This window comes from Xenorhabdus sp. BG5 (assembly GCF_015163665.1).
In the GTDB taxonomy this organism is placed as follows: domain Bacteria; phylum Pseudomonadota; class Gammaproteobacteria; order Enterobacterales; family Enterobacteriaceae; genus Xenorhabdus.
Genome location: NZ_JADEUG010000019.1, coordinates 21816 through 47183, shown reverse-complemented (window position 1 = coordinate 47183; position 25368 = coordinate 21816). Strand labels below are relative to the sequence as shown.

General features: G+C 42.7%; 17 protein-coding genes. 2 read left to right on the top strand and 15 right to left on the bottom strand.

Annotated features, from left to right (window positions below; all coding sequences use genetic code 11):
• Nucleotides 1-274 precede the first annotated feature (274 nt).
• Entirely contained in the window at nucleotides 275-754 is a 480-nt protein-coding gene (locus tag IQ209_RS11470) for an Hcp family type VI secretion system effector (RefSeq protein ID WP_193851427.1), read from the top strand.
• On the opposite strand, the gene IQ209_RS11465 is transcribed toward IQ209_RS11470, so the two are convergent.
• On the bottom strand, nucleotides 751-1167 hold the full coding sequence (locus tag IQ209_RS11465) for a hypothetical protein (protein WP_228005843.1): 417 nt from the start codon (nucleotides 1165-1167) through the stop codon (nucleotides 751-753). The two genes, IQ209_RS11470 and IQ209_RS11465, sit on opposite strands and share 4 nt — an antisense overlap.
• Nucleotides 1160-1846, bottom strand: coding sequence for a hypothetical protein (locus tag IQ209_RS11460; RefSeq protein WP_193851425.1), 687 nt, complete (start codon nucleotides 1844-1846; stop codon nucleotides 1160-1162). The genes IQ209_RS11465 and IQ209_RS11460 overlap by 8 nt, the downstream gene beginning before the upstream one ends.
• 412 nt (nucleotides 1847-2258) lie before the next feature.
• On the opposite strand from IQ209_RS11460, the gene IQ209_RS11455 reads away from it, so the two are divergent.
• A complete protein-coding gene (locus tag IQ209_RS11455) occupies nucleotides 2259-2708 on the top strand; it encodes a GNAT family N-acetyltransferase (RefSeq protein ID WP_193851424.1) in 450 nt (149 codons plus the stop codon).
• A gap of 62 nt (nucleotides 2709-2770) precedes the next feature.
• Here IQ209_RS11455 and IQ209_RS11450 read toward each other — a convergent pair whose 3' ends face one another.
• The 13 genes from IQ209_RS11450 to IQ209_RS11390 form a co-directional block, all read right to left on the bottom strand.
• Nucleotides 2771-3097: a lysozyme inhibitor LprI family protein gene (locus IQ209_RS11450; protein WP_193851423.1), complete on the bottom strand. Its 327-nt coding sequence runs from the start codon at nucleotides 3095-3097 to the stop codon at nucleotides 2771-2773.
• A gap of 277 nt (nucleotides 3098-3374) precedes the next feature.
• The gene (locus tag IQ209_RS11445; protein ID WP_193851422.1) at nucleotides 3375-4724 is read right to left on the bottom strand and encodes a hypothetical protein; all 1350 of its coding nucleotides are present in this window, start codon (nucleotides 4722-4724) and stop codon (nucleotides 3375-3377) included.
• 255 nt (nucleotides 4725-4979) lie between these two features.
• Nucleotides 4980-6641, bottom strand: a complete 1662-nt coding sequence (gene treC / locus IQ209_RS11440) for an alpha,alpha-phosphotrehalase (RefSeq protein WP_193851421.1) — start codon at nucleotides 6639-6641, stop codon at nucleotides 4980-4982.
• 34 nt (nucleotides 6642-6675) lie between these two features.
• Nucleotides 6676-8109: a PTS trehalose transporter subunit IIBC gene (treB, locus tag IQ209_RS11435; RefSeq protein WP_193851420.1), complete on the bottom strand. Its 1434-nt coding sequence runs from the start codon at nucleotides 8107-8109 to the stop codon at nucleotides 6676-6678.
• A gap of 431 nt (nucleotides 8110-8540) precedes the next feature.
• Entirely contained in the window at nucleotides 8541-10079 is a 1539-nt protein-coding gene (locus IQ209_RS18330; RefSeq protein ID WP_228005842.1) for a M28 family metallopeptidase, read from the bottom strand.
• A gap of 81 nt (nucleotides 10080-10160) precedes the next feature.
• Nucleotides 10161-10700: a dihydrofolate reductase family protein gene (locus IQ209_RS11425; protein WP_193851419.1), complete on the bottom strand. Its 540-nt coding sequence runs from the start codon at nucleotides 10698-10700 to the stop codon at nucleotides 10161-10163.
• A gap of 260 nt (nucleotides 10701-10960) precedes the next feature.
• On the bottom strand, nucleotides 10961-11992 hold the full coding sequence (locus IQ209_RS11420) for a methyltransferase (protein ID WP_193851418.1): 1032 nt from the start codon (nucleotides 11990-11992) through the stop codon (nucleotides 10961-10963).
• Nucleotides 11993-12120: 128 nt separating this feature from the next.
• Nucleotides 12121-13188: a methyltransferase gene (locus IQ209_RS11415; protein ID WP_193851417.1), complete on the bottom strand. Its 1068-nt coding sequence runs from the start codon at nucleotides 13186-13188 to the stop codon at nucleotides 12121-12123.
• Nucleotides 13189-13267: 79 nt separating this feature from the next.
• Complete coding sequence (locus tag IQ209_RS11410) at nucleotides 13268-13468, bottom strand: MbtH family NRPS accessory protein (protein WP_193851416.1); 201 nt, start codon at nucleotides 13466-13468, stop codon at nucleotides 13268-13270.
• 31 nt (nucleotides 13469-13499) lie between these two features.
• The gene (locus IQ209_RS11405; protein ID WP_193851415.1) at nucleotides 13500-14558 is read right to left on the bottom strand and encodes a hypothetical protein; all 1059 of its coding nucleotides are present in this window, start codon (nucleotides 14556-14558) and stop codon (nucleotides 13500-13502) included.
• 1 nt (nucleotide 14559) lies between these two features.
• Entirely contained in the window at nucleotides 14560-18882 is a 4323-nt protein-coding gene (locus IQ209_RS11400) for an amino acid adenylation domain-containing protein (RefSeq protein WP_193851414.1), read from the bottom strand.
• 3 nt (nucleotides 18883-18885) lie between these two features.
• The gene (locus tag IQ209_RS11395) at nucleotides 18886-22101 is read right to left on the bottom strand and encodes a non-ribosomal peptide synthetase (RefSeq protein WP_193851413.1); all 3216 of its coding nucleotides are present in this window, start codon (nucleotides 22099-22101) and stop codon (nucleotides 18886-18888) included.
• Between the two features lie 13 nt (nucleotides 22102-22114).
• Complete coding sequence (locus IQ209_RS11390) at nucleotides 22115-25282, bottom strand: non-ribosomal peptide synthetase (protein WP_193851412.1); 3168 nt, start codon at nucleotides 25280-25282, stop codon at nucleotides 22115-22117.
• Nucleotides 25283-25368 lie beyond the last annotated feature (86 nt).

Sequence of the window (25368 nt, the reverse complement as noted above, 5' to 3'; positions counted from 1 at the left end):
TTATTTTTTTATACATATCAAGACATAATTAAAGTTAGCAGATTAAATATTCATTTTTAGAGGTTGTTTAAAAATTCATTCTTTCATATGATAATTATCAATATTGCTTAATGTAACGATACAGATATCATTGAGTGGTAATGTTTTAGAGTTTTATGTTATATTTTTTATTATTGCAATTTTGTTTTATGGGAAATTATGGGTGTGGCTATTGACAGGCAGATAAATAGCTATATATTTTTTGGCCATAAAATAGCAAGCAAAAGGAAATGAAATGGCTAACATTATTTACATGACTTTAAATGGTAAAAAGCAGGGGCTGATATCAGCAGGTTGTTCAACCTATGATTCAATAGGTAATAAATACCAAGAAGAAAATAGAGATAAGATATTGGTTTATTCTGTGGATCACGATATCAGCAGGGAACACAATGTAAATCATCAGCCTATGATAATAACAAAGCCTATAGATAAATCATCTCCATTATTAGGCGTTGCAATATCAAGTAATGAGCATTTAGATTGCCTGCTTGACATATATAGGAATAGCTCAGCAGGAGGATTAGAAAAGTTTTACTCTATCAAATTAACAAATGCAACTATAAAAAATATCTCAAGCCACTATCCCAACTCACTAAGCCATAATGATATGCAACCATATGAAAATATAACAATTTCATATGATAGCATAACATGGACACATCACATTGCTGGCACATCGGGTTACAGTATAAGAGAAGATAATGTATTTTAGTTCTTCTCAACTAAGAACAAAATGGTACGGTCAGTATCATTTTGTTTTATCTGTATAAACACATTTCCTTTATTCCAAGATTTACTTCCATCTGTATTCCAATATGCGTTTATATCTTTTATATAACCTAATTTTTCAATATAACTTATTAATTCTACTTTACGATTTAGATTTACCTTTGAAAATAGAATTGAATTGGCCATTGGTTTTACACCATCTGGTGAGTCATAAGATATAATATAATTATTTGAAATCATAGGAATGTTTTTAATTTCGTCAAAAGTAAATAAATTATATCTAATAAAGTCATTTTTTGTATATGAAAAATGATTATCTACAAATAAAATAGGAATAGTAAAAATCAGCCCTAAAAAAAACAGGGCGATAAATGTAATTTTGATAATCTTATTCAAGTTCAATCCCCACATCTCTTACTGCATGTATGTTATATCCTGTTCTATCTTCAATATGTATTAGCAAATGACTCCTATCTATATCAGTGATTGGTGATATATTATTAAGAAATGTAGGCAAAGAAGAATAATATGGTCTAGCATTATTAGGGTATTTTTGGGGGTCAGGAAACAATAAAGGCTTAAACATTTTATTTTTATATTTTCCTATGGAGCCATAATAATCCCATCTTTTTAGTGCATCTTCTTTACTTATAGGTTGAAGCTGAAATAAATAATCAACTCCATTTATAGCCTGATAAAAACCAAGTAGATTTGAAACCAAATCCTCACCACTGTACCCGCTATCTGTATACCAAGTAAAGGGAAATGAATCTTGATGCGCTTCAAATAGATGAGTGGTATACATCATAATAGTAAGTGCAACTCTTTTTTTATCGTTTAAAGATAATCCTCTTCTAACCCTCCACCTTGTTATTTTAGATGTGCCATATTTTAATCCAAGCCCCATGTATTGTGTGTATTTAATGGTAAAGTATGATTCTTTAGTATCATCACCTGAATTTATAGCAGCCATTAACATTCTGGCATCATTACCTTTTGAATGCCCAGTATCTACCCACCCTAATTTTTCAGTATAAACTAACCTTCCTTCTATTACATCACTTCTACTACTCATGAAAACCCCTATAATTTAGTTAAGTACGCCATAAAATTTTAGATATATGATAATACTGAAAATTATTAAGTTACTGTTTTATTACCTGACACCAAACCATAAGTTTCTATAGAGTATATACGCATTAAACTTCAAGTTGCAATTTACGACACGATATGAAACCCGATTTCTCCCCGCGAAGCGGGGAGAAATCACACGCATCTTGAAGTTAGATGGGTATAGATAATATAATTACATAGTAGATTAGTAAATCCCAACCTCACTTTTTAGTAAGTGACGTATTTTAAATATAAATTCATTCTAGGCAGTGACATGTATCAAAAATATCAAATGAGAATTATTTTAAATGGTGATTGTCATGCGAATCCAAGTAGCGTTTTAAAGAAAATAACTATTACTGTTGGATAAAAATATGGCACAACACTTTCATTGGCAGAAAGAAAACTACCAAATTTCAACAGACAAATCGCTTTTAGATATTGCCGCTATCCATCAATTTCTGACACGTTCCCGTTGGGCGGAAGGTATTGATCTCGAAACGGTACGGTCTGCTATTGAAAACAGCCTGACATTTGGGTTGTATAAAGATAAAACTCAAATAGGATTTGCCAGGCTTGTCACAGATTTTGCGACGTTCGGCTATCTATGTGATGTTTATGTCTTGGAAGAATATCAAAAACAACAATTAGGCCGCTGGTTGATAACGTGTTGTCAATCTCATCCTGTTATGCAACGGCTACGTAGAATTATGCTTGTGACGTCAACGGCACCCTGGTTATATGAAAAATTCGGCTACTCTCCCGTTAGTTGTGAAAACGGTGTTTGGCAGATAGTTCGCCCAAATATTTATAAGAAAAAGTAACATGATTTTTTACAAAAAACTCAAGGAAAGAAAATCCTTCCTTGAGTCCCAATGACTTATTATCAAATCGGTTTCTCTATTGAATTATACAGCGTATCAAGCTGATTAATGCGTTGGCGGTAACTTTGCAGCAAACAGGTTGTATCGCCCTTGCATTTGTGGCGCTGTTTCAGCCATGCAGTTTGGTTATCATACATTTCGCCAGATACGCCCATGGCAAACAATCCACGCAGAAAATGATATTTCACACTTAATTCCACATCCAGCTCATTTAGTTTTGGGTTTGAACAAATTGCTTTCTCATCCGGTGCCTTGGCTTTGGCACAGTCAAAACTGGCCGCAAAACTGAGTGGGGAGAAAATAAGTAACACAAACCAGAGATATTTCATTTATTTCTCCTTTATGGGAAAATTGGTAGTGTAGATTTATCTGTAACTTGTTCATTAATTTGCTGTTGTAGGTATTTTGTCTGGTCTGGCGATAATTGTTGAGATGGTACTTGTGCTTGTGCAAAGGCAGATAATAGTGGACTGATGACTCCCAAATAAGTTAAGTATCTTGAGTAAAACATAATGATATATTCCTTGTTTGAGATTCAAAAAGTATGGCGTATATTTTTTAGTCACGCCAATAATATACTGCTGTTGTTGAGTCTTGGTTTATTTATCAATAAGAGTAATAGATTAACCAATTGATAGCTAAGGCTAAAGTTGTCGCTGCTGTATCTTTCACATTATCGATAAGAATAATATTAGGATATTCTGTTTTTGTGGTACTAGGGTAAAGGTATTCGATTAACACTCTATTGGCTTTATCGGCTAATTCTTTAATACTGAAACTAAGTCCTGTGGCACATGTCGATGCTTCTAGAGCGGTTTGAGTCAGTGTCCACTCTAACTGGAAATATTGCTCTGAAGCATGATCATGCATTTTATTAAGTTGGTCACGAGCCATAACGACATATTCATCAGTATGAGAATACTGATGATACATATTTAATTGACTAAGATAAAAGAACCCTGCATCTTCATATTCACCTAAGTCAACATTAGGTTCTTTATCTTCTACAAAGAATAAAATGGCTGGGCGAGTTCCATTAGCGGTAAAGGTATTGAAGCTTACATCAGAAATATTCCCTGTAGATGCGCTATAGTATAAATGTTCAATGTGAGATAAGTTCTCAAATAAGTCAAACCACTGGTCGCGGTCAAAGGGACGATATGAAGCCAATAGCCCTACATCTAAATTCAGGGAGTGGGAAAGTTTTATGATAATTAATTCATTGTGAGATTCTATGAATTGATTAACTCCATTAATAATAGACTCAATTGATTCACCATTAGCACCTTCCCAAAAGAATCCTGCTTTGAAGTAGTGACCAGTATAAAATTGACCATCGCTAAGAACTGGCCTAATATCAAAATATCTTATACCTAATTTCAACTGCCCTAAAATATTATTTGATTGAGTCAAAGTGTTACATTCTGCGGATAATTTTGTACTCCATGTGATGGCACTCATTCCTGCGTCGTGAGAACCGGTGATACACATTTTTTTTAGTGGCTGGTTCCCCAAAATATCAATGTTTTCTTGCATCCAAGATTCAGGGTTTATATTAGGTCCTATATAACTACCAATATCACCAATAAAAAATAATTGAATTGATCCATCTTTTTCCCAGCCAAGGCTGACTATAGACCCTTTTTGATGGGTGCTGGTTTTTAAATTTTCCAGATAAACTTCTAAATCAAATCGTCCAAGCTCTTTTTTATACCTTCCACGTATTCTGAAAGTAGTATTTTCTGAATCCATTATTTGATATTTTATGTCAAAATTACAATTGGTTATATCATCATCGTAATAACATGAAATAAAAATATATCCAAATTCTTTAGGGGTAAGTGAGTCTGGTAAGTTTTCAAGAACCACATTTTGGGTAGTGTTGGATATCGCTTTCCAAGCGGAAGTTGTACTATTAACGAGTATGATTTTTGCATATTCTTTAGGTTTAGACATGATTATTTCCCCTTATTAAAAGTAACAAAACATTATTATTTTTATGTGTTACTTTTAATTATAGTCGGGATTGTAGAATGTCAAGCAGAATTTAAATAATGTTTTTGTATCGAATGAGTATGAAGTGAATTTATGTTTTTGAGCGTTTTTTTTGAAAGAGAAAAACATACCTCATTTTATTTTTAGTGAGGTATGTTTTTTTAAATGTTTTATAAACAATACATTATGTAAAATGACGATATATAAATAATATTATCATTTGGATATTAGATATATTGATTCATAAGGTTTAATTTTAATTTCATGATCTACTGTTGCCGGTGATGGGTAATTGCTCATCAATACCTGCCATTCTTTGTTTAAAAGTGCCGGTTCTGGAGACCAATGTTGGGTTTCAGCGCTTAGGTTTGCAATGACCAGCAAGGTTTGATCTTGCCAACGACGCAGATAACACCACAGCGAAGGATGCTCTGGCAGCAGATCCAGGTAATCACCGTATGTCAAAATGGGCTGTTGCTTTCTCAATTTAATCAAATTGTGGTAGCAATAGAAGACGGAATCTTCATCCTGTAATACGGTTTCGGCGTTGATCTCTGAGTAATTACTGCCGGGCGCAATCCATGGTGTTCCGGTGGTAAAACCCGCGTTTGCTGAATCATTCCATTGCATGGGGGTTCGGCTGTTATCACGGGATTTCTGCGCCAAAATTGCCAGTATATCCTCTGCTTGCATACCTTTCTCAATGCGCTCTTGATACATATTCAGGCTTTCGATATCCCGATAATCCTCAATACGCGTAAAGTGAGGGTTTGTCATGCCCAGCTCTTCGCCCTGATAAATATAAGGCGTACCCTGCATACCATGTAGCACCATCGCCAGCATTTTGGCAGAAGTTTTGTGGTGTTGGTGTTCATCCCCAAATCGAGAAACAATGCGCGGCTGATCATGATTGCACCAGAAAAGCGCATTCCAGGCTTTTTGGTGCATACCCTGCTGCCATGTTGAAAAAATCTTTTTCAGTTCAACGTAATCTGGTTTTGCCTGAGTCCATTTTTCTCCATTTGGGTAGTCAACTTTTAGATGGTGAAAATTAAACGTCATGGACAGCGTCGTTCCGTCCAGGGCCGCATAACGTTGGCAGTTCTCAAGGCGGGTGGATGACATTTCACCAACGGTCATTAATCCTTTCGGCTGGAAAACATCACGGCTCATTTCTTGTAGAAACTCGTGTATCCGTGGGCCATCGGTGTAGAATCGGCGGCCATCGCCGTGATCATCATTAGGATAATCTTGCTGTTTTGAGACAAGGTTAATGACATCCAAACGCAAGCCATCAACGCCACGATCAGCCCAGAATTCACAGATTTTCTTCAGTTCAGTGCGAACCGGTTCATGCTCCCAATTTAAATCGGCTTGTTCAACCGCAAACAGGTGGAGGTAATATTGTTGACTCTCTGCATGCCATTGCCACGCATTACCACCGAATTTGGATTTCCAGTTATTGGGCAGGGAACCTTCAGTACCCTCCCGCCAGATATAAAACTGGCGGTAGGGGCTATTCATGTCCTGTGCCGCCTGGAACCACGGGTGTTGGGTTGAGGTGTGATTGAAAACCATATCCAAAATAATGCGAATGCCACGGCGATGGGCATTTTGCACCAAATTATCAAAGTCTTCCATGCAGCCATAATCAGGATTGATGGCACAGTAATCAGCGACATCATAGCCATTATCAACCTGCGGGGAGGGATAAATCGGCGTGATCCAAATGGCCTCAACACCGAGACGCTGTAGATAATCCAGCCGTTGGGTGATCCCGTTGATATCTCCCGTACCGCTACCAGTACTATCCTGAAAGCTTTTTGGATAAATTTGGTAGATAACGCTATCCATCCACCATGGTTTTTGTTCCGTCATAAATAGATACCTACAAAATTAATTGGCCTGTTTATTAGGTAAGATCGGCTTTGGGTAAGAGCGCGTTGCGTTCATTTCTACGATAAGCCAGAACGGTCAGCAGGAATGGCACAGCAATCGCGATGAGCATGGCAATCAAATAAACCATCCAGAACTGCGGCTTGATAGAAAGAATTCCCGGTATTCCGCCAACGCCGATACCATTGGCGGTCACATGGTTGAACCCACAAACCAGTCCAGCCAGAGCTGCGCCAATCATTGCGCAGAACATGGGGTAACGGTATTTAAGGTTGATACCATACATGGCAGGTTCGGTGACCCCCAGATAGGCTGAAATGGCCGCGGGAACAGAAATTTCGCGTTCTTTTTGTTTCTTGCTTGCCCAGACAATGCCGACAACGGCAGAACCTTGAGCGATATTAGATAGCGCAATAATCGGCCAGATTGGGGTGCCTCCGGTGCTTTGGATCATTTGCAGGTCGATAGCCAGTGTAGTTTGGTGGACACCTGTAATCACTAACGGTGCGTAGAAGAAACCAAACAACGCGGCTCCGATAGGGGCAAAGCTACCCGTCATTAGACTTTTAACAACCCAGGCAACACCATCCCCGATAGCGCGTCCAGCAGGGCCTATCAAGGCATGGGCAAGGAGGACGGCCAGTATCAGAGAAGTGACAGGGACAATAACAAGATAGAGATAGTCTGGTACCCATTTTTTCAGCCGCGTTTCAATCCACCCTAACGTCAGGCCAGCTAATAGGGAAGGAATAACCTGTGCCTGATAACCGACTTTAGAAATGGTAAACCAGCCGAAATTCCAGACTTCTGGCGTTTGTTGCCCAAGCAGGTAAGCATTCATCAATTGCGGGGAAACCAGGGTAATGCCGAGAATAATCCCCAGAATAGGTGTTCCCCCCATCTTTCTGACAGCAGACCAACAGATCCCCACAGGGAGGTAGAAGAATACGGCTTCACCAATTAGCCAGAGAAAATCATAGATACTTTGCCAGACAGGATAGAGTTGCGCGAGCGATTTACCTTCACTAAACGGGATATCGCCGATCAGATTACGAAAACCGAGGATTAAACCGCCGCTGATCAGGGCTGGCAGTAATGGGAAGAAGATCTCAGCAAAATGTGAAATTGCATTTTCATACCATTTCATATTTTGGCGAGCAACTTGTTTAACTTCTTCTTTATTAACGGATTGTTTCCCTGTGGTTTCAAGCAGAGCTTTGTAATAGACATCCACATTCGTCCCAATTACGACCTGAAATTGTCCGGCATTAGTGAAGCATCCCTTGACCATTGGCAACTCTTCAATGGCTTTGGCATCGGCATTTTCTGGTGTATTGAGAACGAATCTGAGGCGGGTAATACAATGGCTGACGGAAGCGATATTTTCTTTACCACCAATCAAGGTAATAAGATTATCAATATCCTTTTGATTTATTTGTTTTTTCTTCATGCCTTTTCTCCTTTGTGTGGCAGGAGTGATCAATAATGGAATTTTGCGATTAACAGAATGATTTCTCTCATGATGAGATAATGAATAGACTGAAATAATAGCTGGTTAATCCTAGACAGATTTTCATATTTTGAATATGAAAAGTTGCTTTGTTTGAGTTTTAGATCACATTTTAGGCCATTGATTTGAAATTAAAGGATTTTTTATATTCATAGTCCTGATTGTTATCGGGTTTTTAGTTTTTTCGGTAATTAATAGATGTGACTTATAGATTTATGTTATCGGTTGGTAAAATAAAAAGAACTCTGTACCTTATCGAGTCAGAGCTTGGATCTGCGCCCCGTGACGGCGCAGAATGTTATTCAATTCGATGATATCCTTGTGAATGGTGTGGTTGGAAAAACAGGTTCACGGGAATTTTAACCGGTTATCTATCGGTTTTTCGTGAATGAATGAGGTATTGATCGCCATAAACACCAATAATTTATACTCCATATGATTGTCGGTATTAAGGCTATAATGAAAGCAAATAGTAAGCTTTGTAATCCGCTATTGATCAGGTAAACCACAGGCGTATATAAGAGGCTTGACAAGTATATTCCTAATGTTGTGATAATGAGCGCGAGATAAAATCGATTAAATTTAAATAGAATGATATGTGAAATTAATAAAAATAGGCACGGAATGGTAATTAAATAAGACAGAGCGGGTATTTTTATCGAAATTATTGCACAGAGTAACCCAATAAAAATAAAGGGGATCTGTCTGTAAGATTTTTTTACATTACGATTCATCTGATTGTGAAAAAGATGTTTCCCCCAGAATAAACAAAGAATTAAAGTACTGATGCCAAGGGCAGAGGTGACATTGGGGGGGATTATAACTAAACCGTATAAGGGTAATGGGAAGTAAACTGCATCTTTATTATGTTTCAGTCGTTCCATATCTTGCTGTACGACAAAATAATAACCCACTTTTCTCACGGTATTTTGGTATTGAAATAAGGTTTCAGGGGAAAGATTTTCTAGCGTATCGCTCATTCTGTGATAATGTTCGAAGCCTTGTACGACTGCAAAATTCAGCCCTGCTATCCCTTTTTCTTTAAATACCGTGTAATCAGTATCGTTCTGTAAAATATCATATATCAAAGGGGTAAATGAGAATGCAGTAACGTTGCTTAAATGCTTATTTAATGCCGTCATCAGCGCATAAGGTTGAGCCGAGGTTTCAAATAATACAGGAATACCATGATTTCCCCTTGCTTCAAAATTCAAAACAAGACTAATCGATTGTAACTCTTCATCGGTCAATTGGTTGGCAAAATAATTTGCGCCTAATAAACCTAACTCTTCACCATCGGTCAGTAAGAAGATAACATTATTTTTTATCGTCGTGACTTGAGTCAGATCCCGCATTAGCTGCAACATGGACGCAACAGCCATGCCATCATCACCTGCCCCAGGGGAAGTACCCACACTGTCATAATGCGCGACAATCAATATCGTGTTTTTAGCAGCAGGAGACGTTCGTTTGGCAATGATGTTGGTGCCGTAAGCAGAGTTTCCCTGTTTTAGCCCTGAGCGGATGCGTACTTCTTCTTCAAGGGTTTTAGCGCCGACTCGTGCTAATTCTGCATCGAATGCACGGCGTTGGTATTCATCAAGTTGTGAGTAGATTTTTTCCTGACGTGCAACAAGTTCATCAATAGTGAACAGGAACGGTTGCTTGACAACAGGGTATCCCATTGCCTGAATTTCGGTGAGTAAATAGCGGCGGATCTGTTCTTGCTGTGTGGATACGGTAGGATGTGGTTTAGCTGCAATGATGCTTAGCGCTTTTTGTACGTTTACATATCCTGTTTCTTGAGTGGGTAAGGTGGTCATCGTTGTCGGTTGTACCATGCTGACACCTTGATACACAGATAAACCAAGAACAACGACTAAAATCAGGCTCAAAATGATACGAGTCATGTTGTTTCCCCAGTGTTGTCAATAGGCTGCGTGAAACAGTTTCTTGGCAAGAACAAGTACTGTCACACGCAGTGCTAATACTTAGCTCATTTTTACGTCCATTAAGGTTTCGATAGCACCACTTTGTAATAATCGCTGCATTTTAGGAACCACTTTAATCTTTTGGTCAATTGGCAGAACATTAACGCCAGAACCCAGAAATAGGGGAATGGTTGTAATGAACAATTGTTCCAATTCACCTGCATTAGCAAAACATGCAGCTGTTTTTCCTCCTCCCACGACCCAGACATCTTTGTCTTTTGCTGCCAGTCTTGCCTTGGAAGCGATGGACTTAGGGGATTCTTGGGTGACTACCGCGTTGATCCCGACAGGAATGGATAGTTTTCTTGAAGAAAGAATAAATGACGGAATATCTTTATAGGGCCAGTCATCCGCTGAGTTTTTCATGATCCATTCATAAGTTTCAGCCCCCATAATGGCCGCGCCAATTCCTTGGTAAAAATCATCATACGGGGTGGCATCATCGCCAAGTGTGAATTCATAGAGCCAATCCAACTCGTGGTTTTCCGTTGCGATATAACCATCCATTGTTGCAGCGACATAATAAATGAGCTTTGACATCATTTTTCCTCATAGTTACACATTACAATTAAAACTTTGGCTAATTAACCCTGTTTGACAAGTAAAAAGATTCATTAATTAATACCAGCCAATTTAATAACACTGTTAAATTAATTTTATAAAGCCTATTCCTTTAGGCTCTAAATTATCAGGTCGATTAGGCCGTGTTCTTTATAATCTATAAAGTAATATATGTCATTGCATATTCGCATTAGGGTGTTACTGGTTTATTAGTGTTACGAGTTTATTGGCGCCATGTATCACTTTGGCGTGGCATATATAATGCCGTTGCCACTAGGTAATTGAGTGATCTCGTTAACGGTAAAATTAGCTTGTTCGAGTAATTCTCTAAATTCTTTTTCCGTGCGTTCCTTACCGCCAGAAATACCAAAAAGAGACAGCATATATAAGTCCATCATGGCGGCAGTTTTATTTGTACTTGTGTCTTCTCTGTCTGAGGCTAATAAATCGATAATAATGAGTATGGCATTTTTAGGCATACTTCGATGGCACGTTGATAATATTTTTTTGCAATTATCATCGCTCCAATCATGGAGTACATGTGACAGGAGGTAAATACTGGCATTTTCAGGTAATGCTTTGAAAAAATCACCCGCAATGATTTGGAATAGCCCCGTTTTTCTTTGTTCAGCCAGTTTCTTCCGGGCTATCTCTGTAGCGACAGGTAAATCAAGGAGAATACCCTGATTGTTCGGCCATTTTTCTAATATGCGCGTGAGTAGATAGCCTGAACCTCCCCCAATATCTAAAACGGTTTCTGATTCACCAATGACAAGATGATCTAATAATTCAGGGACTTCCAATTCTAATCCCATATCCTGTGAACGGTCAAAAATAGCTCTTTTTTCTGGATTGGCTTCAAGATATTTGAACAAGGTAGCGTGATAGAACGCTTCAAAGCTGGATTTTCCACTGCGGATAGTCTCTGTTATACCACGCCAGGCCTGCCCGATTTCTCCGTTGATCAGCAATGCTGTGGGTTGTGCAGAGGCGACGGCTTGCCTTGTTAGGCTCTTACCCAATAAGGTTAGAGCAAATTTTCCATCCGTGTTGGTGACGAGACCAAATTGGGTCAGTGCTCGAAGTAGTCTTGCCAGAGCAGCCGGATTGGTTTGAGTTTGGTTTGCTAATTGTTCAATTGAACTGTGAGAAGTATCAATTAAATCGGGCAAATTGAGGACACAGAAAGTCTGTATAGCTTGGGATATTAATTGACTGTATAAAATCTGTCTAATTTGTTGCGGTGTGTTGTTGTCACTTTGGGTGTCCATTGCTGTTTCCTTTCATTGAGCATGTTGTTAACTGAGTATCGTGTTGAATGTCTCGAAAAAAGTCATCCGGCATTAAGAGGCTGGATGACTTAATGTGATTTATACCCGCGATCTTTTATCGGTAATAATTATTTATGGGCAATGATGATGCCATGTGGCGTCCAGCCTGGAATGCGGATGCGTTGTGGATCTTTGAATCCGGCTTCATTCAGGCAGTGTTCATATTGTTCCCAGGAATAAATCATCCCTCCTTCAGCGGGCAGACAGGCGAAGTAAACGCTGTCTAGTGCAGCAACAACAGGACCATCTCCTTCATCATTTGACATTGAGTTGAAAATCACAACTCGTCCCCCTTTTGGCAGGGCATCATAGGCTTTGCGCAACATGCGTGTGTTTTCTTCCAGTGTCCAAATAACCAGTTGATGGGCGAAAAGAATGCAATCGTAGCCGGTTGGGAAAGGATCATGCAGGATATCCAAAGCCTTGGCTTCAACTCTGTCTCCAAGCCCCGCAGCCGCAATTTTGGATTTGGGAACTGCCAGTGCTGATTCTATATCGAGCAAGGTCACATGCAGGTGAGGATTGGCCTGTGCTAGTGCAAGAGCATTGACGGCATCACCACCGCCCGCGTCGAGCAGACGATGTGTGTTGGACAGGTCAAGGTGTTTAATCAAATCTTTGTTGGCAAGTTCAGACCAAGAACGCATATATTTATAGAAAACTTTTTCAAGTTCAGGATGTTGGTGCATACGGTGGTAAAGGTCACGACCTGTGCCCGGAAAACGCCGTAAACCGACATTGCTGTTTGCCCGCAGAGATTCGGTAAAGTCGAGCTGGCTCTCATAGACAATATACTGCTCAAATGCCACAGTATCTTTAAAGCGTTGCCAATCGTCCGTGCTCATAAGTTCTTCCAGAACCTCCGCATTTCTGTAAATTTCGTTGTCTTTTGTCAACATACCCAATGAGGTGACACCTAATAGCAAGATATCTGTTGCTCGCTCTTCCAAACCCAACGCTGTTCTGATTTTTTCCTTCGTAGGTTCATGAAGGTCTGTGATCGTTTCAAACAAATTAAGCTCACAAGCTGCTCTAAGATATTGGAATGCCGCATGACTAAATAGAAGATAACTGAGCCCGGCCATATCGAGTTGAGCAGGCTTTGTATAGTCATCTGAGCGATGGGTAGATGTCATATCTTAATTCCTTAATAATAATATTGTTATAGGTTAATGGTTGGGTCGGTATATAACGTTTTTACGACTGTTTTTACTATTATTGTGTCGTGCTATAAGCTGTAGGCTCTGTCCATACGAGGTCAATGTATTTCAGACAGTCACTACGTGATCCTTCAAACCCTTCTTTAGACCATCCAGACGGGAGTTCCCGCCCACTTGGCCAGATTGAATATTGTTTGTTGGCGTTAGTAACGACAAGGCATAACACAGAGTCATTTTCACCAAGAAAAGTTGCCATATTGGTCTCCTTAATAAAGGGCATTCTGGGATTATTTTTTGGGTTCATCTGGGGTCAGGGAGCTTGTATCCAGGGATCTCATCCGCGTTTTTTTAAGCCCTTCCAGAATTTGGCCAGCAGGGGTAGCCGCTTTTTTTCTGGCGAGTAAGCTACTGCTGCTTTCCCCCACAAATTTTTCGCAAACGTTGCGATGAGCGGTGTAAACTTCAGTCAGCACCGAACGCATACGCTCAACAGTTTTGGGATGTGTTTGTTCAATAAAACTCCAGACTGGTGTCGACTGGCGCATCAGGCGAACCAATACTTCGTGATCACGCCAATTAATGCCGCTCATTTTGGGAGGCGCTATGGGCGGCATTAATGTCGGCCGGATTTCGCTTATATATTGTTCTTGATTGAGATCGGTAGCGAACTCAAGCGTGATCCGAGAGATATCCATCAATTGAATAATTCGGTTGGCTTGTGCATGCGCAAGTTCTATATCGTTATTCTGGGCGGCCTTCGTCATCAGGTTGAGGGACAGGCTCATCCCCTGGCAAAGCACCATAAACAGCAGGTGTCCTCTTACCCAGCGTCTAAAGGGCATGTTTGGATCTTCTTGCCGAGCAGGGAGGGCCAATGAATAGTCCCGGACTTGCGGCATACCGCGTGGCTCGATAATCGTATGCAAAATGGCATCGACGGTAGAGATGACCTGATTCCACTCGCCTTGGCTCAAATTGGTGCCCCAACGTTCGACTAATTCACAGACCTGCACGGTGGCTTCCAGTGTGGCTTTGATTAATAGAGCGGTGCTTTCTCCCCGATGCCTCTCAATCCAGAACGCTTTGTCATTGTCTCTGTTTTCCTGACTTTCTCTGGGATCATCCACTGCGACGCCATCAGAAACCTGAGGGAGTTGTTGGTGAATGTTGTTTAATGTGCTTATGAACGTCGTCAAGCTCCGATAAGCCTGTGCTGCTTCAATTTGTGTTATCACTTGACTTGCCAGCATTTTTGCTGACTGCAAACCTTGTTCATCCACGGGTAAGTCTTCAGGTATGCCCAGAATGAAAGGGTTGCTTGATATCGGGAAAGATGACTGATTCATGTTATTTCTGTTCCTGTGTCTGGTGTTGTAAAGTTTCTGGTGCTATCAGGAAATCGGTCTCAATCAGATAATTCAGGATCTTGTGGGCATATCCTTTCATGGTCATTGGACGGGGGATGTCTGAGGAGGCCAGTAACTCAAACGTCTGCTGTCCTTCTAATTCTGGGTTCACTTCATGCCTATAGGCCGGATCAAGTGCCCGATGTGGTTTTGGATCGGCATCTTTGATCAGGGGGATCAATGGGTATAGGTGATGACCGGGTGGAACGGCTAAAGCACGTTTTCTACCTTCCTCAAAAGGCACTATCTTGAATTTATAGCCGAAGTCCTGGATCCAATCGCAGAATTGGCGAATGGAGACGGGATCTGGGTTAAAGAGATGGAAGAATTTACCCCGACTTTGTGGTTGCTGTGAAATATGCACAATGGCGGCAGCAACATAATCTACCGGTACGATATCAAAAATACGTGGATAATCCGGCACAATACCCATTGGCAAAAAGCCGCGCAGGGCAACCAATAAATAGTCGATGCTCTGCGATGCACCTGTTTCTGTATGTCCCAGAATCAATCCAGGGCGGAAAATACTTACGGGGATACCCCGCTGGCGAGCGAGATTGGCAACCCCTTCGGCGACCCACTTACTGCCCGTATAGCCAGCCGGAACGCCAACAGCGGACTTCAATGGGTTGTCATTTTCCAGGAACGGTCGTGGCATGTGTGTCGCCAGCAGAGTATCCACGGTAGAAACATAGTGGACGTTTTTTAACTTGGTTGTACAGGCGAGTTCGAAGACTGTCTGAGTACCACCTACGTTGGTGGCTTTTAGTGCACTGTAGGGATAAACAAAGTTGACTAAAGCGCCATTGTGGTAGATCACGTCTACATGGTTGGCTAGTGATTGCCATTGATTATCGGATAGGCCGAAATGGGGGAGCGCCAGATCACCCACCCAAAAATCGACCCGATGCAGTTCGGTTTCAATTTCAATGCGATATTTTTCCAGGCCTTCAATAACCCGTTCTTTGGCATGTTCGTTGTCTTTGGCACGACACAGGCAGATTATTTTGCTGGATGTTCGTTTCAGGAGTTGTTCTATCAGATATAACCCCAAATAACCGGTTGCTCCGGTAAGGAAAACGCATTCGGGCTGATACCAATTGGCATGTGGCAGCCCCAGCGGTTGTATGTTGTCATCCAGCCAGATATCGCCTTCCAGGGTTTGTGCATGCTGACGCGCAAGGAGGGAAGACAAACCTTCGCGCCGATAAATTTCTATGGCTTCTGCCACCGCAGCGGGCGTAGGAACGCGGAAAAATTCATGTAATGGGATCTGAACTTGGTGCTGTGTGGCCAGTTTACCCGCCAATCGGGTTAAGAGAATGGATGTACCACCTTGCTCAAAGAAATCGGTATCAGGTGTGACTTCTGACAAGCCTAGTACCTGAGCAAAATCTTGCATGACGGATTCTTCCAGTTTTGACAGGGGAGCACGTCCCTTGAGTGTGGTCGTTTCCGTTTTAGTGGGTGTTGCCAATTCAGCCAGTTTTAACAGATCCACTTTTCCGGTGGGGGTTTTGGGTAACTTATCCATCAGCAGGCATTGTGCGGGTACTAAATAAGTCGGTAAATGTTGGGATAATTGCGGGAGGATCTTGTTAGCGTCCCATTTTGTTTTTTGATCTGTTGCTGCAATCAGCCTTGCTTGTTCTGTTCCTGCATCAATCGCAAAAACAATCACTTCACTGATATCCAAAACCTGACGTATTACATGGGCAACTTCGTTAAGTTCAATGCGATGCCCGCGGATTTTTACTTGATGATCACGCCGTCCCAGATAACTGATCGCGCCATTAGACAGACGACGCCCTATATCGCCAGTGGCATATAGACGCCCCGTACCGAAAGGATTGGGCAGGAAACGCAGGGCGGTTTCCTGCGGTTTACTCCGATAACCGCGAGCCAGACTTTTGCCGGCAATCATGATCTCGCCAGGAACGCCACAGGGGACGAGATTAAGATCAGGATCAACGACAAAAGCATCAACATTGTTCAGGGGATAACCGATGGGAATAGGATCGTAAATATCATTCGGAACAGCATAAGCCAGAGCATCAATCGTTGTTTCTGTTGGCCCATACAGGTTGATGACCTTGGCCTGCCAAACGGTGTGGAGCCTCTGGACCAAATCTGAATTCAGTGCTTCACCGCCGCTGAGTACCCGCCGGATGGAGTGACAACTTTCTGCCTGGGGATGATCGACTAAGGCTCCCAGCAAGCTGGGTACACCTCCCAATATACTGACTTGGTGTTGTTTAATCAGATTGATCAGGATGTTTGAATCTTCCATTGCTGCCGTATCGGCCAGCACAATAGTGGCGCTGCTGGTGAGAGGCCAGAATAGTGCCCAGATGCTGGGATCAAAACTGAATGAATGATTATGTAGGACATTATCTTGCGGATGCAGAGGCCAAGTCTGTTGACGCCATATTAAGTTATTGACCACTTGCTGGTGTTCAACGAGTACCCCTTTGGGTTGTCCGGTGCTGCCAGAGGTGTAAATAATGTAAGCGGCGTCTTTGTCTGATAAGTTTTCAGGGGCTTGCCAGTTAATTGAAATATCAAGGTCTTCGATGCAGAGTACAGGCACTTTTGGCCAATCACGGGTGATCTGCCCTTGTGACGTGACGACCAATGAGCTACCGCTGTTTTCCAATAAAAAGCGGATTCGGTCACTGGGCAGGCGTGGATCAAGGGGCAGGAATGCGTGACCTGAACGTAATATACCTAATACTGTAGCAACGAAATCAACCGTTCTGGGCAGGCATACGGCAATAATTTGTTTTGATTGTGTAACGTGTGATTGAATATTTGCAGCCACAGATTCAGAGCGATTCCATAATTCTGCATAACTCAACTGTTGAGTATCATCCATGATGGCGATATTGTTCGGCGCTGATTTTACCGTCTCCGCAACCAAATCAGAGAGTGTCGCATTCAGGGGGGATGTTCTGCGTCCCCGTGAAACGGCCAAGATCTTTTCCCGCGTTTTGTCTGATATTAGCAATGCAGTTTCAATACACTGCTCAGAGGGGGTAAATAGCAGTGTTGTTAACGCTTCTTCCAGTGTATCGACCCATTTCTTGGTCAAAACGTTGCAGTCATAGTCCATCACCAGCGTTATCTCTTGTTCTCTTTCATAGCAAGTGATGTAGAGATCAAGGTCATTGGATGAGAACAGTGGCGGGCATTCCACCAGTTCGATCTCACGGTTTAAATCGGAATAGTGCCTGGCTTCAACATAGCTCAAGCCCGTTTGGAAGTAAGGTGTTCGGCTTAGATCCCGTTTAGGGGGGCAGATTTCCAACAAACTGGAAAATGACACTTTGTTTTCCGCTGCTAACTGTTCAGCGACTTGTTGGCTGATATCCCCCAGTGTACCGTTTTCGGTCAAATCAACCCGAATGGGCAGGAATGTTTGCAATGGCCCGATAACAGCAGAAAGAGAAGGATCGCGAACCTTAACGCCACAAACGGCAGCATGGGAACCTTGCCAGCGCATTAATACTGCGAGCCAGCAAGAGATAAAATGTTCTGGGCTTTTTGTCTGCCATGCTTTGCTGAGTTGTATTTTATGGATTTTACGTTGTGTCAGTTTGATCTCTGGTCGAGGAAATTCAATCGGGATTTCGGTTGCGGCTGGCGCTTGCAGTTTTTGTCCCCATTGATAAATTGCGCTTCTGACGGCTTCATTGTCTAAGCGAACTTGTTCTGCCTGCAATGCAGCCGTCAAATCACCAGCCGATAACGAAGGCAAATCACTTGCTGGTAAAAATAGCGACTCTGCAATAAGTCTTAGTGAAACTTCATCCAGTGAGATAGGGTGACCAGCCAAAAAAACATCATATTTTTCTTCCGAGAGTTTGTTAATGAAAATGCGCAGTAATGGGCCTTCACTGACATCAATAGGTTTGATGATAAGTTCAGATTCAAACTCAGAGGGCGTTACATTGGAAAATTCAAATTGTACCTGTCCTGTCGGCATTAATAGCCTGACGGGTTGACCTGCCACTTCAATGAACAGGCTGCGCAGGGTTTCAGCCTTGGTCACTAACTGACTGAGATTAATTTGCACCGTTGCAATATCTAACTGCCCGTTTACCTGAATGTGAGCAGTAATGGGCATCATATTGGCATCAGATAATTGAGTCAGTAACCAGATCCTTTTTTGTTCTGTAGAAAGTGGATGTGCACTGAGTGCTCTCTGAGCCAGTGGGTGTGAGCGCAGTTGATCTTCGAAAGCGACCATATGATTAGTTTGCACGATTTATTTCTCCTGAACCTGAGAAGAGGATGGGGCATGGGAGTTGAACGAATCGCTGAGGGAATTGAGGGTTATCGTGTTAAATTCCCAGTTCCCCTGAACTCCTTCGGTTTTTATTCCCGTATCGAATTGCATGGATTCCAGTGTTGCTGCGATACGGGCGATTGTTGGGGAAATATAAATATCTGCGATAGGTATGCGTTCCCCGAACGCCATTTCAATACGTTCCACCATCTGGGCGACCAAAATGGAATGACCGCCAAGTTGGAAAAAATCATCTGTGACACCAAAGCGGTTTGTGCCAAGTAATTGGCTCCAAACAGCATGGATCTTAGCTTCCGCTTCATTTCTTGGGGCTATGCTTTCAACGGTAGTACTCATGCGAACAGCATGGGTTTGCAGGCGTTTTTTATCCCGCTTGCCATTGTGTGTCAGGGGAATGTCTGAAATGCGGAAATATTCTGTGGGTATCCATGCTTTTGGTAGATCTTGTTTCAGGGTATTAAGGGCGTGGCTCATCCACTCTTGTTCATCTTCAACAGGCGTTGAAAAAATAATGAATGCCTGAAGTCGTGCAGCACTTTCGTTTCCCTGAGCAGAGAGAGATACGGCAGCCTCTTTAACGTTAGGGAGTTTCCTGAGTGTGACTTCGATTTCTCCCAGCTCAATGCGATGTCCGCGTAGCTTGATTTGATCGTCACGCCGACCTGCGTAGAGCAGGGAATTGTCCGGTAACATGCGTACCATGTCACCCGTCAAATAGGCTCTTGCTCCTGTGGTATAGGGATCAGGTAAGAATTTTTGGGCGGTTTCACGCGCATTACCGTAATACCCGGCACTGACTCCCAACCCTGAAATCATCAGTTCACCTAAAAATCCTTTCGGAACAGGCTGGAGATGTTTATCCACGACCGCCACTTGCGTACCCGCGATCGGTGCCCCCAAGCGAATGACACAACGTTGATGCATTCGGGGTTGTATTTGGTATGCCGTTGACCAGATTGTTGTTTCTGTTGGTCCGTACAGATTCCACAATGTCATGCCGGGCTGACACAAGCGATCTGCTAAGTCTTGGGGCAACTGCTCTCCGCCGCACAGCATAGTTAAATTTTCCCGTGGCGACCAACCCGTCATTAAGGCGAGCGACCATGTGATAGGTGTCGCTTGAGCCAGGGTGATTTCATGGTTATTCAGACATTCAATTAACTTGCTGCCATCCCGTTGTGCTGCGGTAGGCGCAATATAGACACTTCCACCGTGTACCAGCGTTAACAGGAGTTCCAACAGAGAGATATCGAAAGAGAACGTGGTCAGAGCCAACATCCGATCGTCAGGACGGATATTCAGCAGATGACCAAATGCATTTAATGTGGAGACAAGATTATTCTGACGAACCAGGACGGCTTTGGGTTGTCCGGTCGAACCAGAGGTAAACATAATATAGCCAGCGGCTGTGCCGACATGGGGTTCAGGATTTTCGATATGTTGCGGAGAAAGACACCACAGTGATGCCATCTGGATAGGCTGCCATTGCCTGAAAGAATCAGGCACTGTTTCATCTGCTATCAGGGTCACGTTGGTTAATCTTGATAGCATGTCTTGCAACCGGGGCTCCGGCATAGTCACATCAAGGGGAATATAGATCGCATCCAGTTGCCAGATAGCTAACATGGTGACGACCCACGCGACTCCGCGTTTACCCATAATGGCGACATGAGAGCCAGCAACGATGCCGTGTGTGTTCAATATGCCCGCTGCATACATAATCTGCTGATTGAGTTCATGGAACGTTAGCTGGATATGCTCGTCACACAGAGCAAGCGCATCAGGCTGTTTTTTTGCTAAGGTTGATAATCGAGTAGGAATGCTTTGGAATTCAGGCTCAATAGGGTTAGATACAGCACGGGAATCCCCATGCCCCATGTTTAATTCATTAAGCAGCATTGGGGTTGAGTGAGCAAACTGCTTTAGGACATGTTCCAACATACTTGAAATCTTAATCGCGGTTGAGGCATCAAGGATGTCGGTGGCATATTCCAGAAAACCTGTTGTATTGCGATCTGGATCTTCAAACAGGAAAAGGGAAAGATCCAAACGAGAAGCACCGGTATCTACATCGGAAAACGTCAAATGCAGCGAGCCAGCATCAAAAGAACGAGGCGTATCCTGTTCATAGCCAAACAAGACCTGGAAGAGAGGAGGAAAACCAGGAGACCGAACATGCTCGATGGTACGCAATATTTCAGGTAGTGGCGTTTCACTATGATCAATCAGGTCAGAAAGTGTCTTTTGCACAGATTTTAGATAGTCTGTGACACTTTGCTCTTCATCATATTGGCTGCGAAAAACACAAATATTGGAGAGATAACCAATAACATTACGTAACTCTGGTCTGATTCTGTTTGATGTTGGGATGCCGACCAAAATATCGTCCTGATCTGTCATGCGATGCAGGACAATACAGTATGCAGCCAAGAATATTGCTGCTGCTGATACCCCGATTTGGGTTGCTCCCTGTCGCATGGATTGCCATTCACTGTAGGTAAAATTCAGCGGGATACGGGCGCCGGTGAAAGACTGTTTATCATTGCGCTGTGTCATGGGTGCGACTTCTAACATAGTCGAAGCCCCTGCTAGCTGTGATCGCCAGTAATCAAGCCCCTGATGGGTCGTTTGTTTATTCCAGGCGGCATAATCGGCAAATTGCAGGGCATCCGCTGCCATAAAATCGTGTCCGGTTTCATAGGCAGTGAAAATTCTTTTCAGTAGCAATTGCAGCGATATTCCGTCACAAACAATGTGATGGGTGCTGAGGAGTAATTCATAGTGACTTTGCTCTGTCCTTATCAGTAGTAACCGATAAAGCGGTGCCTGCTCCAGAGACCATTTCCGTTTGATTTCCATATTGATTAATCGCAATGCGCCTGCCATATCATTGAGATAATCCATTGTATGAATGGGCAGTGTGGCGGATGGTGAGACGACTTGGCTCAGTTTTCCATTGGCATAGGAAAAAGAGGTTCTCAATATTTCTTGTGATGACACGACCTGATTTACGGCACGTTGTAGTTTAAGCACATCAAGCTCACCATCAATGGAAACCCGAACGGCCATGGTATAAGCCAGTTGTGAATCTGGCGCCAGCTCATTAAGGAACCAAAGTTGTTCCTGGCTATGGGAGGCAGGAAAAATCATCGTTTGGTGTGCATTATTGTTCATCCAACACTCCTGATTAATGGTGTGAATTGTTTCGGTTAAGCCGTGGAATCGGAATCGGCGCAGATTTGGTATTAACCGCGTTCTGTAGGCTGCTAATGAATTCGGCTTGTTGTCTTATGGTTGGCCTGATCCAGAGGTCATGCAGTAGGATGTGAATATTGAATTCATTCCTTAATAATCCGGTTAGTTCAGTTAACACAAGTGAGTGTCCACCGATTTCAAGGAAGTTATCATTTGGGGCAGCGTCTATGCCGATCACGTGTTTCCAGCAGGCAGCCACACGTTGCTCAATAGGGGACATCTCATTGGGAGGGAAATGTTGTTGTTTGGCCTCTTGTAATAATTGAGTCCTGTCAATTTTCCCATGTTTATTTCTGGGTAGTTCAGGAAGCAGGTAGAATTGTGAAGGAATGGCGTAAGCAGGTAATGAGCGCAGTAATTGCTGTTTTATCTGGTTAATGTGGCTATATTCCTCTTGGATGGGTTCAGTGAGGACAATAAATGCCACGATATGCCGTTTTTGCCCTGCTCCGGCAATGAATACGGCGGATTCCTTAACATGATCAAAATGTTGTAAAAATTCCTGAATAGCCCCCAGTTCTATGCGAAAACCGCGTACTTTGACCTGATCATCCCGACGACCAATAAAATCAAGATTGCCATTTGGTAACCATCTGACAAGATCACCGGTGCGATAACAGCGTTCCCCATTGGGCGCAGGTAGAAAGGCTGCTGCGGAACGAGCAGCTTCATTGAGATAGCCTTGTGCAACACCATGCCCATAAATAAACAGCTCACCGATCACGCCAATGCTAACAGGTGCCAGATCTTCATTCAGAACCTGAACGTAAGTTCCAGATAAGGGAGTACCAATGGTGATATCGTCGTCTTGGGTCAGTTCCAATCCTGTGGAATAGGTTGTGGTTTCGGTTGGGCCGTAGAGGTTGATAATTCGCACATTAGGCAGAATCTGACGCAAACGGAGATAGAGATCGCGCGTTAACGGCTCACCGGCAAGATTGATGACTTTTAAGCCGTTTTTCTGAGTATTGCCCTGTAATCCACTCTGTTGCAATGAATTGTGCTGTATTAGCGCTTCAGCGGCGGAAGGTACGGTATTTAGCAACGTGACATCTTCCATGATTGAAGGTTGATCGATGATATCGATGACGGAATGAATCATCTTGACGCTGGCGCCAGCGACCAAAGGTGCAAACATTTCAAAGACGGAAAGATCGAAAGTGATGGGGGTGACTGCCAGAGTGACAGCCAGTTGCTCATAACGATATTCCAGATTGGCCCAACGCATTAAATGAGCGGCGTTGGCATGACTAATGGCAACACCTTTTGGTTGTCCTGTTGAACCACTCGTAAATAATATATAGGCAGTGGCGTGTAACTTGGACAGATCTACCAGTGCTTCATTCTGTTCCTGCATGAGATCGTCAAGGCACCAGTGTTCCACTCGGTCAGATAGAATTGGCGTTGTGTTGTTGTGTGTAATGATCGCTTGGCATTTGGCTTTTTCTACAATGGAGCCATTCAGCTCAATTGAATTGTCTGGACTGAGGGGAACATAATTTCCGCCGCATACCATGACAGCCAATAAAACAGGAATTAGGTTGATATCGCGTGGCAGTAAAATACCGACAGAGCGGCCAGATTCCAGGCCGAATGTGCGTAATGAACGGCTTATATTTGCGATACGTTTGCCTAACTCACCATAATTAATCGATTCTGATTTGCTGAATATGGCGGGTCTATCTGGGTGTAACTGTATTTGCCGGATAACAGAAGTGATCAGCGTTTCTTCAATTTCAGACAAATGTTCACGAGGCAATTGTTCCCGTGTCGCCAGATACACAGCTTGGTGTATTGGGCGTTGTGGCAAGGTTGACAGATTTTCTTGCGGATAGCGCACCATAGATTCAAGGGTGTGTTGAAAAAGCTCTGCCATAGCTTGTGCCAGCCACGCGGGATGTTGGGCGGGATCGATTTCGATCCGGCCGAATAACTGGTCGTCATATTGGGTCATTAATACCGTATTACTGAAAGGGCCGATACTGGTTGGTGCGATGACCGTGGACAGTGTCAGATCTTTCAAGTGTACCTTACCATAGCCCAGTAAAGCGGCAGCGACGCCTCTGGCCATGCCAGGCACATCTTGCTGAAAGATCACCGCTGAATTGGGCAGTGGCGGTTGTAATCCTTCTTGTGCCATGAGTTCAACGAGTTCGGGATAACCTCCTCCGCTGGTGGCATGGATGGCATTACGCAATAGGTCGCCATTATTCTTGATGTAATTATGGACACTTATATCTTCAATGCCGACAGGGATGGCAACGGTATTAGCCAGATAACCCACTTCTTGATGGTTATATTTATTCCTGCCATGCATGGTCACTGCAATAGGGACTCTTTGACTCATCCCCAGCTTCGAAAGTGTGAGTGCTTGTGCTGCCAACAAAATTGAATAGGGAGTCACGGAACACGTTTTGGCTAACTCATATAGGTTGGCGGTATCTTCCGTGCTGAGGTTAAAATGGTGTGTCACCATTTTTCGAAAACCAGCGCTACCTTGGGCTTGCTGTGGCTGAGGTTTCGGCGGTAACGTTTTCAGAGGTAGCGAGAGAGAAGCTTCGTGTGAAAGTAGGGTGCGCCAAAAATCGCGATCAATGTTTGGGGGCAGAGAATCACTTTTTTTCTGGGGAAGTGCAGGATCTGCATCATTCAAGTTTTCTATCAACAAGCCAACAGACCAGAGATCCGCGATGGCGTGATGCACCCTGACCACTAAATATAAATCATGATTTCCTGTTTCAATGATTTCTGCCTTAAATAATCGCTCTGATTCGATCCCCATAAATTCGCGGCTATCGGGGAGCAAAATTTCAGATAATGATGAATCAGGAATTTCATCCAGGAAACGAATATGGCAGTACCCTGATGCTTCCGGTGGTGCTTCCACAACCCAATATTTCCCATCCTGAAATTCAAAACGCTGTCTGAGCGAGGAATGCCGCCTGACTATAGCGTCAATGCGCGATTTCAATTGTTGCCCGGAAAGGGAACCATCAATGCGAAAAACGATTTCAAGAATTAAGCCTGGTAAATGGGGATCAATGGCTTGTTGTAGACATAACACTTCTTGTCGTGGAGTAGCTCGTTTTTTACTTATCATAATTAATTATATTTTCTTATGTTATTTTAAAGTTAAAAAACATTATTTATTTGGTTATGTTTTCCTCTGAAAAAATAACCAGGATA

Bases quoted from the DNA above. Each gene is read 5' to 3' on its own strand.
- IQ209_RS18330 (WP_228005842.1), bottom strand. From the start codon at position 10,079: ATGACTCGTATCATTTTGAGCCTGATTTTAGTCGTTGTTCTTGGTTTA.
- IQ209_RS11460 (WP_193851425.1), bottom strand. From the start codon at position 1,846: ATGAGTAGTAGAAGTGATGTAATAGAAGGAAGGTTAGTTTATACTGAA.
- IQ209_RS11395 (WP_193851413.1), bottom strand. From the start codon at position 22,101: ATGAACAATAATGCACACCAAACGATGATTTTTCCTGCCTCCCATAGC.
- IQ209_RS11415 (WP_193851417.1), bottom strand. From the start codon at position 13,188: ATGACATCTACCCATCGCTCAGATGACTATACAAAGCCTGCTCAACTC.
- treB (WP_193851420.1), bottom strand. From the start codon at position 8,109: ATGAAGAAAAAACAAATAAATCAAAAGGATATTGATAATCTTATTACC.
- IQ209_RS11425 (WP_193851419.1), bottom strand. From the start codon at position 10,700: ATGTCAAAGCTCATTTATTATGTCGCTGCAACAATGGATGGTTATATC.
- IQ209_RS11420 (WP_193851418.1), bottom strand. From the start codon at position 11,992: ATGGACACCCAAAGTGACAACAACACACCGCAACAAATTAGACAGATT.
- IQ209_RS11410 (WP_193851416.1), bottom strand. From the start codon at position 13,468: ATGGCAACTTTTCTTGGTGAAAATGACTCTGTGTTATGCCTTGTCGTT.
- IQ209_RS11450 (WP_193851423.1), bottom strand. From the start codon at position 3,097: ATGAAATATCTCTGGTTTGTGTTACTTATTTTCTCCCCACTCAGTTTT.
- IQ209_RS11390 (WP_193851412.1), bottom strand. From the start codon at position 25,282: ATGATAAGTAAAAAACGAGCTACTCCACGACAAGAAGTGTTATGTCTA.
- IQ209_RS11445 (WP_193851422.1), bottom strand. From the start codon at position 4,724: ATGTCTAAACCTAAAGAATATGCAAAAATCATACTCGTTAATAGTACA.
- IQ209_RS11405 (WP_193851415.1), bottom strand. From the start codon at position 14,558: ATGAATCAGTCATCTTTCCCGATATCAAGCAACCCTTTCATTCTGGGC.
- IQ209_RS11470 (WP_193851427.1), top strand. From the start codon at position 275: ATGGCTAACATTATTTACATGACTTTAAATGGTAAAAAGCAGGGGCTG.
- IQ209_RS11455 (WP_193851424.1), top strand. From the start codon at position 2,259: ATGGCACAACACTTTCATTGGCAGAAAGAAAACTACCAAATTTCAACA.
- treC (WP_193851421.1), bottom strand. From the start codon at position 6,641: ATGACGGAACAAAAACCATGGTGGATGGATAGCGTTATCTACCAAATT.